The following is a 13621-nucleotide window of genomic DNA, read 5'->3' as shown; positions in this document are numbered from 1 at the left end:
ACGGCCCTTGATCGACTTTAATGCACGGGCCCGCACGCACTGCTTTGTGACAGTTAGGGCCGGGGGAGTTTGCGTCGGGTGTCAGGGAGTTGCTTTGCCGAACGTTTGGGTGATCTCGTCACGATCACCCCGGCAGAACATACCGCACTCGCGCGGCTGGAGGAGCGCGAGCGCAAGGTGCGCCGCGGCGCCACGCTGCAGCGCGCGAACGACCGCGTCGGCGAACTGTTTATCCTGCGCAAGGGGACGATGATGTCGTCGGTGCTGCTCGACGACGGCAGCCGGCAGATCCTGCGTTTCCAGTTTCCCGGCGACATGATGGGGCTGACCAGCCTGGTCTATCGTGAGGCGCCCGAGACGATCACCGCGCTCAGCGACAGCGTCGTTTGCCCGTTCGAGCGATCGGCGCTGAGCGAGATCCTCTCCGCGCATCCGCGGCTCGCTGCATTGATGATGGTCTATGGCCAGATCGAACGCGCCGCGCTGACCGACCGGCTCGCGGCGATCGGGCGCACGTCGGCCAAGGCGCGAGTCGCCGCGATCCTGATCGACATGCGCAACCGTTTGAGGATGCTCGACAAGCATATCGGCAACAGCTTCATGCTCGGGCTGACGCAGGAAGAGATCGGCGACGCCACCGGGCTGACCGCGGTCCACGTAAACCGCATGCTGCGCCAGATCGAGGAAGAAGGGCTGATCGCGCGCGAGAACGGCCGAGTAACGTTTCTCGACGAAGGCGGTCTGATGCGCGCCGCGAACTATGCCGACCGGTATGAGGGGCTAGACCTGAGCTGGCTGCCGGCAGCACGCTAAGCCTCATAGCGTCGCCGGCGAATGCCAGGGCCGCAGCGTTTGATCCAGCACTTGCCAAGTAACGTAGCGGCCCCGGCCTTCGCCGGGGCGACGAGATGCTATTTCAATGTCGGGCTGTCGAGATTGACCGAGGCCGCCGGGATCACCTCCAAATTCGGATATTTCTTCCGCAGATCGTCGAGGAACAGCTTGGCGTCGCCGACGACGATGATGCTTGCGCCGGTCGGATCGAGCAGCCGTTGTGCCACTCGCTGCACGGTCGCGGCGTCGACTCCGTCGATCTTGGGCGTGAACGCCTTCAATTCGCTGAGCGGCACGTTCTCGATCACGTAACCGCCGATCATGCTGGCGATCCCGCCAGTCGTCTCGGTCTCGCGACCGAAATCGCCAATCAGCACGGCCTTGCGCGATGCGAGCTCGGCCGCCGGCACCGGCGCCGCGCCCATCCCGCGCATCGTGTCGATGATCAGCCCGACGACTTCGGGCGCCGACGGGTTCTTGGTCTGCGTGTTGGCCGAGACGTAGCCGGGCTGGCGCCGCGCCGCGATGCCGCTGCCGGCGCCATAAGCGAGCCCGCGCTTGATGCGGATCTCCTGATTGAGCCGGGACGAGAAGCCGACGCCCAACGTCGCATTGGCGACGCTTGCGGCATAGAAATCGGGGTCGCTACGCGCGATGCCGGGCCGCGCGACCACTACGCCCGCTTGCCCCGCATTGGGCATGTCAACGACGATGATCCGCGGCGTAGTCGCCGCCGGCGGTAGCGTCGTAGGCGGGACGAGCGGAAGCGGGCCGGCATCGCGCCACGTGCCGAAGCTCCGCTCGGCCAGCGCCTTGGCGGCGGCCGGCGTGATGTCGCCGACCATGATCAAGGTCGAGCTTTCGGGTCGCCAGGTCGCCGCATAGGCGGACTGGACGTCGGAGCGGGTGATCGCCTTGAGCGAGGTCGGGGTTCCCGCCAGGGCATGGCCGTAGGGCCCGTCGCCCATCACCACGCGCGCAGCGGCGAGGCTGGCAATCCGTGCGGGATTCTTGAGCTGGACTTGCACCGAGTCGATCGTCTGCGCGCGGTCGCGTTCCAATTCGTCGGCGGCGAAGACCGGGTTACGGGTGACATCGGCGAGCACCGCCAGTGCGGGGGCAATCTGGTCGGACTTCACCTCGAGTGCGACCTCCGCCGAATCCCAGCCCGCGCCGGACGAAATCGATCCGCCGAGCCGCTCCACTTCGTTCGCGATCTGAGTCGCCGACCGGGTGCGCGTCCCCTTGGTCATCAGGTCCGCGGTCAGATTGTTGAGTCCGGCACGGCCGCTGGGATCCGCCGCGCCGCCGCCATTGGCGACGATCGACGCCGTGACCAGCGGCAGATCGTGCTTTTCGACGACGATGATCGTCATGCCGTTGGCCAACTTCATCGTGATCGGCGTGGGAAGCGCCGCGACCACCGGCTTGCCGGGATCGGGCACCGGCACGCGCTCGGCGTCGCTCGCCGGCGCGATCACCTCGACATCGGCGGGAGCCTTGAGCTCGGCGACGCTGACGGTGCTCGCGACCGCGATCTTGTCGCCCTTCGCCCCCGACTTGGGTGCCATTTCGGCGGGCATGTAACGGATCGCCGCCGAGCGACTGTCGGTCAGGTAGCGCCGCGCGACGCGCTGGATGTCGGCGGGCGTCACGCGCGCGATCGCCGCGAGTTGCTCGTCGGCCGCCGCGGGATCGCCGTCGATGATCACCGACCGTGCGATGGTCGATGCCTTGCCGTCGGCGGTCTCGCGGCTTTCGATCGTCGCGGTCAGGATCTGGTTGCGCGCGCGCGCCAGTTCGGCGGACGTGACCAAGCCGTCGCGGACGCGCGCGACTTCGGCGCGGAGCGCGGCCTCGCCGGCAGCGACTTGTTTGCCCGCCGCCATGGTCGCGACGACGACGAAATTGCCCGCGCCCTGCTTGGTGTCGACAAAGGTGTTCGCCGATTGCGCGAGCTGGTCGCGATAGACCAAGTCTTGGTAGAGACGCGAGCTGTCGCCGCGCGACAGGATCGCGTCGAGCACGGTTAGCGCGGGGATATCCGCGTTGTTGTCGGACGGGATCGGATAGCTGATCAGCACGGCGGGCAGCGGCGTATTGGGTTCGTAGACCGTGTAGCTTGCCGCGTGAGTCCGCTCGGGCTCGGTCGCCGTCACGCGCGGGATCGGACGATCTGGGCGCTTGATCCCGGCGAAGTACTGGTCGACCCACGCGTTCAGCTGCGCCGGATCGAAATTGCCTGCCACCACCAACACGGCATTGTCGGGACGGTAATAGGTCGCATGGAACGCGCGGACATCGTCGATCGTCGCGGCTTCGAGATTCTCAAGGCTGCCGATGCCGGGCCGAGCGTACGGGTGAACGCGGTAGCTGATTTCGGGATAGTAGATCGAATAGAGTTTGCCGTACGGTGTCGCCAGCGTGCGCAGCCGCAGCTCCTCCTTCACGACGTCGCGTTCCGACGCATAGCTGACCGGCTCGACCACCAGGCTCGCCATGCGGTCGGCCTCTGCGAACAATAGCCGCTGGAGGTGGTTGGCCGGGACCACTTCGTAATAATTGGTGTAATCGTCGTTGGTCGATGCGTTGTTGTAGCCGCCGACATCCTCGGTCAGGCGGTCGAAATTCTCCGACTTCAGGTTGCGCGTCGCCTTGAACATCAAATGCTCGAACATGTGCGCGAAGCCCGACTTGCCCTTCGGATCGTCCTTCGACCCGACGTTGTACCAGACCTGCACCGACACATTCGCGGTTTTGGTGTCGCGGATCGCGTAGACGCGCAGGCCGTTGGCGAGCGTGCGCATGGTGTAGGCGAGCGGCTTGACCGTCGCGGCTCGATCAGGCGCTGCCTTTTTGGGTGCGGCGCCGGCGGTCGCGGGAATGAGGGCAACGCCAAGCAACAGGGCGGCACGGGTGAGGCGCATGGAATTCTCCGGGGACGCGAGGGCGGTTGGACGTGTTCTGTCGCGGTAAAACGGTGCGAGTCAATCGGAACGCGGCAATGTAAGCTGGCGACCCCGTTTGCGGCCGTTAGCCCCGTGGCAGCTTGGCGCCCGGTTGCGGAAGTACGACACAGGTTCGAACTTCCTTGAAGCAGCCGATCCGCGGTTTGTCAGATCCAAGGGACGTGTTTCAGGCCCTGATCATCGGGCGGCGCTCGCCACTCCGATCAACTCTGCCGTGAGGGCTTCGGGGCAGTCGAGCATGACATCGTGGCCGCAGCCGATCTCGCTCGTCGTCCAGCCGCGCGCCTTTGCGCGGTCATACGATGCGGCGAACGGTGTGCCCTCCCAATCCGACGCATAGATGAAATGGTTCTGCGAAATTTGGGAAGGCCCGCCATCCAGTTGGACTGGCTGCTGGAAGGTGGCCAGCGGCTGGGGGGTACACTGCCGGTCCACCCAATCGCGATCCAGCGCATTGACATTGAAGACCTCGGCCGGAATCGGCGGTACGCGCCAGCCCTCCCCATGTTCCTTCGCGAGGCTGACTTGTAGCTCCCGGTGCTCGGTGGGGAGAAGGTCATGGAGACATTCGCCATCTTCCAGCAGGAAGGCGTCCAGATAGACCAAAGCAGCGATCCGATCGGGCAGCACGTCAGCGACGCCGCTGATGACGCAACCGCCATAGGAATGGCCGCAGAGGATTACCGAATCTAGCTCCTCCCAACGGATCAGGTTGGCGACATCGTCCACGTGCCGCCGGAGGTCGATGTCGGGCGACAGCGCGTGGCTTCGTTCCCCCACGCCGGAGAGCGTCGGTGTAAACACCTGATGTCCTTGGTCGAGGAGCGCCCGCCTTACCCGTGCCCAGCACCAACTGCCGTGCCAGGCGCCGTGCACCAGGACAAAAGTCGCCATGCTCTATTCCCCCGTTCGTGATGTCGATAACACTGGGTGAGGGGCTGGGCAAATCGAGATGGCACAAGGCGTCCAATGCCGCTCATATCGGGAGAACGTCCGCTTTCGACCCGATCACGGACGCCCACTCAGCCGACCTGCTTCACCCAACAGCGTGTCAGCATCGCCGGGCGGAATCCGAGTTAAAAATAGAGCGACTTGGCCTCTTCCGCCGCCACCGCGCCGAGGAAGATGCCGGTGCAGCCGCCCGCGCGCAATTCTCGATCGAAATGCGCAATCATCGTCGAGGCGATGCCGCGCCGCCGCGCCGATGGCAGGGGTGAACAGATCCTCGATCATCCTCGTCCCGTTGGGCGCGGCGATCATTGCGCCGTAGGCGACCGCCGCGCCGTCAAGCAGCGCGAGGTGGAAGCGGTAGACGGGTGCCTTAGCGCGATAATTCGCGACCATGTCGTCGACGAACACATCGTCGAGATCAAGCCTGCCCGTGCGCTTGCCCTCCGCGACATCGGCGCGGACGAGACCGGTCAGCGCCGCTCATCCGGCGTCGTCGATTATCTCGACCAGATCGACCGGCGCGCCGCCGCTCGGCTTTAGACGGTCGCACGTCATCTGCACGACTACCGCCCGCTCCTCGAACCCGAGATAGGCCAACCGCGCGAGGAAGCGACCCGGCGTGAAAGCGTCGGTATGGACGACGCGCCATTCGCTGTGCGCGAGGTGCTCGTCCATCGCCGCCAGCACCGCGTCGATATCGGCATCCGTCGTCGCCGTGACATCGTCCGCGTGGTTGGCGTCCCACAGATCGGGCTTGGCGGGATCGACGACGATCGCGCAATGCGGTGTTTCAATGACGCGATGCCCGAGCCGCCGCTGCCAGCGATAGGCCTCCGCTATCAGGCGCTGCTCACCCACGCTTCTTGTTGCGATTGGCGTACAGCACCGCCGCCGCCACTGCGGCCGAGCCGACCCCCGCGCCGATCACGGCGATGCCCCAATTGCTCAGCTTGCCGGGCTCGGGTTTGTTCGCCACGGCTTCCTTGCGCTCCTTGGCAGCGCGCGCAGCGGCCATGATCTCATTCTCTTCGGGGCCGAATTCCTTGACCTCGCCGCCCTCTGTCTCATCGGTCACGCGTCACTCTCCTTGGACCCTCACGTAGCGCGACCGGAATCGCGCCGCAAATGCGTTGAGCTCACCCGCCGCGATCGCGGCGCGCAAGTCGGCCATCAACGCTTGGTAGAAATAAAGGTTGTGCTCGGTCATCAACATCGCGCCCAAAATCTCACCCGCACGGACGAGGTGGTGGAGGTATGCGCGCTCCCATGTCGCGCAAACGGGGCAGCCGCAGTCCGGATCGAGCGGGCCGCTGTCCTCGGCGAACCTGGCGTTGCGGATGTTGATCGGCCCGGTCCGCGTGAACGCCTGGCCCGTCCGGCCGGAGCGTGTCGGCAGCACGCAGTCGAACATGTCGACGCCGCGCTCGACCGCGCCGACGATGTCGTCGGGCTTGCCGACTCCCATCAAATAGCGAGGCTTATCCGCTGGTAATTGGGCTGGCGCGAAGTCGAGGCAGCCGAACATCGCCGCTTGCCCCTCGCCCACGGCGAGCCCGCCGATCGCGTAGCCGTCAAAGCCGATCCCGGTGAGCGCCGCCGCGCTTTCGCCGCGCAAAGCTTCGTCGAGCGCGCCCTGCTGGATGCCGAACTGCGCGGCGGTTTCGGCATGCTGCCCGCCGCCGAGGAACCCATCGCGCGAGCGCTTCGCCCAGCGCATCGACCGCGCCATCGCCGACGCCTGGACCTCCCTGGTCGAAGTCGTCGGAACCAGTTCGTCGAACGCCATGACGATGTCCGAACCGAGCAGCCGCTGAATCTCCATCGAGCGTTCGGGACTCATCAAATGCCGCGTGCCGTCGAGATGGCTCTTGAACTCGACTCCCTGCTCGTCGCGCTTGGTCAGCTCGCTCAGGCTCATCACCTGATACCCGCCGCTGTCGGTCAGGATCGGCCGATCCCACCCCATGAAAGCGTGCACCCCCCCTAACCGGGCGACTCGCTCGGCGGTCGGTCGGAGCATCAAGTGATAGGTATTGCCGAGGATGATGTCCGCGCCCGACGCGCGCACGTCCGCCGGCTTCATCGCCTTGACCGTGGCGGCAGTCCCGACCGGCATGAACGCCGGCGTACGGATCGTCCCCCGCCGCATCGCAATCTCGCCTGCGCGTGCTTTGCCGTCGGTGGCGTGGATGGTGAATTCGAAACGCGGGTTCATCGCGCGGCGTGTAGCGGGCGCGCCGATCTCTTGTCGACCTCAGGTCAGGTACGCGACGATCTCTGCCGGCGCCGCGAAGGTCACGTCGGGCTTCATCGCGGTCAGGATGTCGGGGTTGGCATAGCCCCACAGCACGGCGCCGCACCCGAGCCCGACCGCGCGCGCCGCGTCGATGTCGCGAGTCTCGTCGCCGATCGCGAGGATGTCGGCGGGGGCGAGACCGCTCGCCTTCACCGCGCGGCGTAACTTGGCGACCTTGCCGAACAGGCCCGAGCCGCAGAAAAACGCCTCGAACCGCGCCGCATCGGCGCCGAGTACCGCGCGGACATTGTCCTCGCCGTTCGACGAGCACAGCATCATTCGCACGCCCGCGTCGGACAACGTCGCGAGCATAGCGCGCACCCCATCGAAGGTCCGGATGTCGCTCGCATTGTCGCGAAATCGCGCGCGGACGTAGCGGGCAATCAGCGGCAGCTTCCATCCGGCGATGCGAAGATGCGCGATTACCTCGCGCGTCGGGCGGCGGCGCAGCACTTCGACCTCGGCACGGTCGACGCGGCGGAATCGGAAGCGGTCGGACAAATCGTCGATGATCGACAGGAACCACTCGCCGCTGTCGCTCAATGTGCCGTCGAAATCGAAGATCACCAGCTTGTAGCGCGCGGTCACGGCTTGCCCCGGTGCCGCCGCTCGAAATCGGGTGCGATGTTGGCGCGGATCGTGAGCAATTCGGCGCGAGTCAGGACGCCGTCCTTGTCCTTGTCGAGCCGCGCGAACATGTCGTCGAACTTGGCGGTCAGCTCCGCGAGCGTGATGCGATTGTCGCCATCGGCATCGGTGTCGAACGGACTGGGCAAGGCGGTGCGGTCGCCGAGCCACATCTGCGCCCAGTCGGCAAAGGCGATATAGCCCAGCTTGCCGCTATTGCCGGTGTCGATCGCGGCAAAGCTGTGCGCAAGGCAGCGGTGCATCTCATCGCGCGTGACTCGCGCGTCTCCGTTCGAATCGCACGCCGCGATCATCATCGCGGCGGGCTCGACCACCAGGCTCGGCGGGGTCGGGCCGACCGGTGGCGGTCCTTTGCTGCCGAGCGGGATCGGCACGCGGTCTTGCGCGAGCGCGGGCGCCGCCATCGCGAGGGCAAATAGGCCGATGGCAACGCGCATGATCATCCTTTCGCGGGCAGCAACAGCGACGCGTCACCATAGCTGTAGAAGCGATAGCCGGTTTCGATCGCATGCGCGTAGGCTTTTTGCATGACGTCCAGCCCCATCAGCGCCGAGACGAGCATGAACAGCGTCGAGCGCGGCAGGTGGAAGTTGGTCATCAGCCCGTCGATCCCGCGGATGCGCGTCCCCGGTGTGATGAAGATCGCGGTGTCGCCCTCGAACGGGTGAACCACGCCGGCTTGGCCGACGGCGCTTTCGATCAGGCGGAGACTAGTGGTGCCGACCGCGATGACACGGCCGCCGGCAGCGCGCGTGGCGTTGATGCGGTCGGCGGTGACGGCGTCGATCCGGCCCCATTCGGCGTGCATGCGGTGGTCGTCGGTATCCTCGGCCTTCACCGGCAGGAAGGTTCCCGCGCCGACGTGCAGCGTCAGCGTGGTGTGGCCGATCCCCGCGGCATCGAGCGCAGCGATCAGGCCGGGCGTGAAGTGCAGCGCCGCTGTCGGCGCGGCGACGGCGCCGGGCTCGTCGGCGAACATCGTCTGGTAATCGTCAACGTCGCGCGCGTCGGTGGGGCGTTTCGACGCGATGTAAGGTGGAAGCGGCATCCGCCCGCAGCGTTCTAGCAGCAGCTCGACGGGCTCGTCGCCGGCGAAATCGAGCGCGAAACTGCCGTCCTCGGCACGGTCCGACGCGGTCGCAGTTGTCCCGGCGCCGAAGTCGATCGCATCGCCGTCGCGCAGCCGCCGCGCATTGCGCACGAACGCACGCCAGCGGCGCGGCCCCTCGCGCTTGTGGAGCGTCGCGCCGATCTTCGCACCACCGCGCGTGCCCTCGAGTTGCGCGGGAATCACGCGCGTGTCGTTGAACACCAGCAAGTCGCCACGGCGAAGCGCGGTGGGAAGGTCGCTCACCACGCGGTCGTGCATCGCGGCGCCCTCGACCACCAGCATCCGCGCGGCATCGCGCGGGGTTGCGGGGCGCAGCGCGATACGGCTCTGCGGCAGGTCGAAGTCGAACAGGTCGACGTTCATCGTCCGGTTCCGTCGCCCCGGCGAAGGCCGGGGCCGTGAGCGGTGGGCGGCCCCGGCCTCCGCCGGGGCGACGTCACTTCCTCGCCGCCGGCTTAGGCGCTGCGGGCTTCGTCACCGCAGGCTTGGGAGTCACGGCAGGCGCAAGCGACGGCGCGGGAGCGAGCGTCACCGGCGGGGGCGGCGGCGCAGGCGTGTAAGGCGGCGGGTTGTCGGCGGCGATGTAGGCGTGGAGGATCCGCGACGGGTTGGCGGGCGGCTCGCCGCGCTCGACCGAATCGACGAACTCCATCCCGGATATCACCCGCCCGAACACGGTATATTTCTTGTCGAGCGACAGCTTGGGCTGGAAGACGATGAAGAACTGGCTGTTGGCGCTGTTCTCGGCCTTGGCCTTCTCCTCGGCCGACGCATCGGGCGCCGCGCCTTCGCGCGCCGCCGCCACCGCGCCGCGCACGTGCGGCATCCAGTTGAACTCGGCGGGCACGTCGGGAAGGCTCGACCCGCCGGTGCCGTCACCCTTGGGATCGCCGGTTTGCGCCATGAAGCCGTCGATCACGCGGTGGAAGGTCAGGCCGTCGTAGAAACGCTGGCGAGTCAGGATCTTGATCCGCTCGACCATCTTCGGGGCGACGTTAGGATAGAGCCGCACGACCACCCGCCCGCCGGTCGACAGGTCGAGATAGAGCAGGTTCTGCGTGTCGCTGAGCGGCGGCGGGGGGAGTCGCTGTTCGACCGGATTGACCACGACCGGCTTCTTCTTCGCCGCCATCGCCGGACCGCCGGTGACCGCAAGACAGATCGTCGCGATCAGGCCGAGAAACAAACGCATGGGCACTCCGAGAGAAAAGGGGTTGGTCGTCGCGCTTAAAGCAAATCGCCGCGCCCGCCAATGCGATGATGGCATGGCCGAATTACGGCAGGCTGAACGGGAGTCGCGCGCGGCGGCGGCCAAGCCCGAACCGCCGACCCGTTAGTTCCCCTTGCGGCCCAAATCGGTGACGCGCGCGGTCACTTGGTCGCGGACGCTGGGGGGGACGAACTTGGTGATATCGCCGCCGTATAGCGCGATTTCCTTGACCAGTCGGCTGGCGATCGGCTGCAGCGCGACATCCGCCATCAGGAACACCGTCTCGATGCGATTGTTGAGCTGCTGGTTCATCCCCGCCATCTGATATTCGTATTCGAAGTCGGCGACGGCGCGCAGGCCCCGAACGATGACGCTCGCCCGCTCCCGCTCGGCGAAATCCATCAGCAGCGAATCGAAGCTCACCACCTCGATCTCGCCGCCGACCGCCGCCGCCTCGCGCCGGACCATCGCCATCCGCTCCTCCAGGCTGAACATCGGCGACTTGGATGGATTGGTCGTGACGCCGATCACCAGCCGATCGACCAGCTTGGCGCCGCGCCGGATGATGTCGACGTGCCCCAGTGTGACCGGGTCGAAGGTGCCGGGATAGACCCCGGTGCGAATGGTCATGATTCCCTCTCCCCGTCCGTCACCGGTCGCGCTCGAGCACGAAGCGGGCAATGGCGCGGAGCAGGTCGGCTTCGGCGCCGTAGCCGCGCAAATGATCGATCGCCTGGCTGACCAGCATCGCCGCTTGCTCGCGCGCGCGGTCGGCGCCGAGCAGCGAGACGAACGTCTCCTTGCCCGCCCCCGCATCCTTGCGCAGCTTCTTGCCCGCTTTGGCCTCGTCGCCTTCGACATCGAGCAGGTCGTCGGCGATCTGGAACGCGAGACCGACGTCGCGGGCATAGCCGCGCAAGCCGGTGCGGCCGTCGGGCGGCACGCGGCCGAGGATCGCGCCCGCCTCGACCGAACATGCGATCAGCGCGCCGGTCTTCATCGCCTGGAGCCGCGTAACGGTGGCGAGGTCGAAGCGTGCGGTCGCCGCGATCAAATCCATCATCTGTCCGCCCGCCATCCCGGCAGGCCCCGATGCGCGCGCGACTTCGCCGACCAGTTCGGCGCGGACGAACGGGTCGGGGTGCGTCGCCGGATCCGCCAACCATTCGAACGCCAGCGCGTGGAGGCAATCGCCCGCCAGCACCGCGGTCGCTTCGTCGAACGCCTTGTGCACCGTGGGCTTGCCGCGCCGGACATCGTCGTCGTCCATCGACGGCAGATCGTCGTGGATCAGCGAATAGACATGGATCGCCTCGATCGCGGTCCCGGTGCGCAGCGCGCTCGCGCGATCGACGCCGAACAGATTGGCCGAGGCGAAGACCAGCAACGGCCGCAGCCTTTTGCCGCCCCCGATCGCGGCATGCCGCATCGCGCGGTACAGGTCGGCGCGCGGATCGTCGGGGATCGTCAGCAACGTATCGAAGTGGCGGTCGACCTCCGCGCCGACCTCGGCCAGCTCGGTCTGGAGCGTCAGCGAAGCGGCCACCGGCTGCGTGCTCATTCTGTTCGAGTGCTGGCGGCGTCGAACGGCGCGACGCCGGCCGGGCGGCCGTCCGAATCGAGCCGGATCGCCTCGATCCGCGCTTGCGCCGCGTCGAGCCGCGCGGCGCATTGCTGGCGCAGCCGCGTGCCTTCTTCGTACAAGGTGATGGCGTCGCCCAGCTTCGCCTCGCCGCTTTCGAGCTGGCGAACGATCTCTTCGAGCCGCTTCAGCGCGTCCTCGAACGCCAAATTCTCTATCGGCTGGTCGATCGGCGTATCCATGCGCCGATCCTATGCGGCAGCGGACCGGCGGGAGCAACCGCCGATCCGCTGCCTTCGCTCACGTTAGGAAATGGAAGTGATTGTTGATCAGAATGAGCACCATCGCGCCGATGATCGATGCCATCCACCCCGCCGGATGAAAAGGCTTCTGACGCTGCGCGGGGCTGAGCATTTGAATGACGAAGCCGGCCAGGAACGACCCGGCGATGCCAAGCAAGATGCTCCAGTACCAGTGCATCGGCACCGGGCCCGGAAAGAACCATCGAGCTAAGCCGCCGACTACGAATCCCACGACGATCATGCGGATGATACCCATTATTCCCTCTCCCACATTGGTAACCGTCAAAGGATTGCACGCTTGTTCCGGTTGCACAATGATTGTCGGGATATTCGCAGCGAGCGAGGCGTTGAGCGGCCCATGTTCACCAGCATCAACCCGGCGACCGGCAAGCCCGGCCAGAGCCATGCCGAGCTGACCGACGCGCAAGTCGAGGTGCAGCTGGCCAAGGCGCACGACACGTTCGGCATGTGGCGGACCAGCGACCCGCACGACCGCATGGCGCTGCTCCGCCGCATCGCCGAAGTGTTCGAGGACGATCGCGAGGCGCTGGCGCGGATCGCGACCGAGGAAATGGGCAAGACGCTCAAATCGGCGATCGCCGAGGTCGAGAAATGCGCCGCCGGGTTTCGCTATTATTCGCGGCACGGGCTCAAGCTGCTCGAGGACGGGGCGGTCGAAACGCCCGCCGGCCACGTCACCACGCGCTGGCTGCCGATGGGTCCGGTGCTCGCGGTGATGCCGTGGAACTTTCCCTATTGGCAAGTGATCCGCTTCGCCGCGCCGACGATCATGGCGGGCAATGTCGGGCTGTTGAAGCATGCCTCGTCGGTGCAGGGCTGCGCGGCGGCGATCGAGGCTGCGATCCTCAAGGCAGGCGCGCCCGAAGGCCTGTTCCAGAACCTCGCGATCAAGTCGGACAAGATCGCCGATTTGATTGCCGACGACCGCATCGCCGCGGTGACGCTAACCGGCAGCGAGGGCGCGGGCGTCAAGGTAGCGGAAGCCGCGGGCAAGGCGTTGAAGAAAGTCGTGCTCGAGCTCGGCGGGTCGGACCCGTTCGTCGTCATGCCTTCCGCCGATGTGGATCTCGCCGCCAAGACCGCGGTCACCGCGCGCACGCAGAACACGGGCCAGTCGTGCATCTGCGCCAAGCGGATGATCGTCCATGCCGACGTTTACGACGCGTTCCTCGACAAGTTCTCCGCCGGGATGAAAGCGGTCAAGACCGGCGACCCGATGGAGCCCGACAGCGACATGGGGCCGCTATCGTCGGAGGAGCAGCGCGATACCGTGGTCGATCAGGTCGCGCGCTTCCGCGAGGCCGGCGCGACCCTGCTGTTCGGCGCGGAGAAGCCCGATCTGCCCGGCGCCTATCTCACACCCGGCGTCCTGGTCGATGTCGATCCCGACGCCGACGTCGCGCAGGAGGAGATATTCGGCCCGGTCGCAATGGTGTTCAAGGTCGCCGACATCGACGAGGCGATCGCGCTCGCCAACGACGTGCCGTTTGGGCTCGGGTCGAGCGTGTGGACCACCGACAAGACCGAGCAGGAGCGCTTCGCCCGCGACATCGCCGCGGGGATGACCGCGATCAACCGAATGCTCGCCTCGACCCCCGAAGCGCCGTTCGGCGGGGTCAAAAGATCCGGCCATGGCCGCGAGCTGGGGCCGTGGGGGCTGCACGAATTCATGAACCTGAAGGCGGTGATCGGGTAAC

At 66.6% G+C, this 13621-nt stretch carries 17 protein-coding genes; 3 read left to right on the top strand and 14 right to left on the bottom strand.

What is annotated here, in order from left to right; all coding sequences use genetic code 11:
• Positions 1 to 105: 105 nt before the first annotated feature.
• Positions 106 to 813, top strand: a complete 708-nt coding sequence (locus VH326_RS07380) for a Crp/Fnr family transcriptional regulator (protein WP_329631161.1) — start codon at positions 106 to 108, stop codon at positions 811 to 813.
• A gap of 98 nt (positions 814 to 911) precedes the next feature.
• On the opposite strand, the gene VH326_RS07375 is transcribed toward VH326_RS07380, so the two are convergent.
• The 3 genes from VH326_RS07375 to VH326_RS07365 form a co-directional block, all read right to left on the bottom strand.
• Positions 912 to 3761 carry a pitrilysin family protein gene (locus VH326_RS07375; protein WP_329631160.1) on the bottom strand — a complete coding sequence of 950 codons (2850 nt, stop codon included), beginning with the start codon at positions 3759 to 3761 and terminating at the stop codon, positions 912 to 914.
• Between the two features lie 219 nt (positions 3762 to 3980).
• Positions 3981 to 4697 (bottom strand): alpha/beta hydrolase, encoded by a 717-nt coding sequence (locus tag VH326_RS07370; RefSeq protein WP_329631159.1) that lies wholly within the window; start codon positions 4695 to 4697, stop codon positions 3981 to 3983.
• A 182-nt stretch (positions 4698 to 4879) separates the two neighbouring features.
• Positions 4880 to 4978: a hypothetical protein gene (locus VH326_RS07365; protein WP_329631158.1), complete on the bottom strand. Its 99-nt coding sequence runs from the start codon at positions 4976 to 4978 to the stop codon at positions 4880 to 4882.
• 10 nt (positions 4979 to 4988) lie between these two features.
• Here VH326_RS07365 and VH326_RS07360 point away from each other — a divergent pair, with 10 nt between their 5' ends.
• Positions 4989 to 5294, top strand: a complete 306-nt coding sequence (locus VH326_RS07360) for a hypothetical protein (RefSeq protein WP_329631157.1) — start codon at positions 4989 to 4991, stop codon at positions 5292 to 5294.
• Here the strand turns inward: VH326_RS07360 and VH326_RS07355 are convergent.
• From VH326_RS07355 to VH326_RS07305, 11 genes are all read right to left on the bottom strand, one after another.
• Positions 5235 to 5612, bottom strand: a complete 378-nt coding sequence (locus VH326_RS07355) for a hypothetical protein (protein ID WP_329631156.1) — start codon at positions 5610 to 5612, stop codon at positions 5235 to 5237. The genes VH326_RS07360 and VH326_RS07355 overlap by 60 nt on opposite strands.
• Entirely contained in the window at positions 5605 to 5829 is a 225-nt protein-coding gene (locus VH326_RS07350) for a hypothetical protein (RefSeq protein WP_329631155.1), read from the bottom strand. The genes VH326_RS07355 and VH326_RS07350 overlap by 8 nt, the downstream gene beginning before the upstream one ends.
• 3 nt (positions 5830 to 5832) lie before the next feature.
• Positions 5833 to 6969 (bottom strand): tRNA guanosine(34) transglycosylase Tgt, encoded by a 1137-nt coding sequence (gene tgt / locus VH326_RS07345; protein ID WP_329631154.1) that lies wholly within the window; start codon positions 6967 to 6969, stop codon positions 5833 to 5835.
• 39 nt (positions 6970 to 7008) lie between these two features.
• Positions 7009 to 7638 carry an HAD hydrolase-like protein gene (locus tag VH326_RS07340; RefSeq protein WP_329631153.1) on the bottom strand — a complete coding sequence of 210 codons (630 nt, stop codon included), beginning with the start codon at positions 7636 to 7638 and terminating at the stop codon, positions 7009 to 7011.
• On the bottom strand, positions 7635 to 8135 hold the full coding sequence (locus VH326_RS07335; protein WP_329631152.1) for an EF-hand domain-containing protein: 501 nt from the start codon (positions 8133 to 8135) through the stop codon (positions 7635 to 7637). Before VH326_RS07335 ends, VH326_RS07340 begins: the two co-directional genes overlap by 4 nt.
• Before the next feature lie 2 nt (positions 8136 to 8137).
• Positions 8138 to 9172: a tRNA preQ1(34) S-adenosylmethionine ribosyltransferase-isomerase QueA gene (gene queA, locus VH326_RS07330; protein ID WP_329631151.1), complete on the bottom strand. Its 1035-nt coding sequence runs from the start codon at positions 9170 to 9172 to the stop codon at positions 8138 to 8140.
• A gap of 73 nt (positions 9173 to 9245) precedes the next feature.
• Positions 9246 to 10001: a peptidylprolyl isomerase gene (locus tag VH326_RS07325; RefSeq protein WP_414714258.1), complete on the bottom strand. Its 756-nt coding sequence runs from the start codon at positions 9999 to 10001 to the stop codon at positions 9246 to 9248.
• Between the two features lie 141 nt (positions 10002 to 10142).
• Complete coding sequence (gene coaD / locus VH326_RS07320) at positions 10143 to 10649, bottom strand: pantetheine-phosphate adenylyltransferase (RefSeq protein WP_329631150.1); 507 nt, start codon at positions 10647 to 10649, stop codon at positions 10143 to 10145.
• A gap of 19 nt (positions 10650 to 10668) precedes the next feature.
• On the bottom strand, positions 10669 to 11580 hold the full coding sequence (locus VH326_RS07315; protein WP_329631149.1) for a farnesyl diphosphate synthase: 912 nt from the start codon (positions 11578 to 11580) through the stop codon (positions 10669 to 10671).
• On the bottom strand, positions 11577 to 11843 hold the full coding sequence (locus VH326_RS07310) for an exodeoxyribonuclease VII small subunit (protein ID WP_329631148.1): 267 nt from the start codon (positions 11841 to 11843) through the stop codon (positions 11577 to 11579). Before VH326_RS07310 ends, VH326_RS07315 begins: the two co-directional genes overlap by 4 nt.
• Before the next feature lie 58 nt (positions 11844 to 11901).
• Positions 11902 to 12159, bottom strand: a complete 258-nt coding sequence (locus tag VH326_RS07305; RefSeq protein ID WP_329631147.1) for a GlsB/YeaQ/YmgE family stress response membrane protein — start codon at positions 12157 to 12159, stop codon at positions 11902 to 11904.
• A 102-nt stretch (positions 12160 to 12261) separates the two neighbouring features.
• Here VH326_RS07305 and VH326_RS07300 point away from each other — a divergent pair, with 102 nt between their 5' ends.
• The gene (locus VH326_RS07300; protein ID WP_329631146.1) at positions 12262 to 13620 is read left to right on the top strand and encodes an NAD-dependent succinate-semialdehyde dehydrogenase; all 1359 of its coding nucleotides are present in this window, start codon (positions 12262 to 12264) and stop codon (positions 13618 to 13620) included.
• Position 13621: the final 1 nt, after the last annotated feature.

It is taken from the genome of Sphingomonas sp. (assembly GCF_036269755.1).
Taxonomy (GTDB): Bacteria; Pseudomonadota; Alphaproteobacteria; order Sphingomonadales; family Sphingomonadaceae; genus Sphingomonas.
The sequence above is the reverse complement of the archived record's forward strand: the minus strand, read 5'-3'. Positions and strand labels throughout refer to the sequence as shown.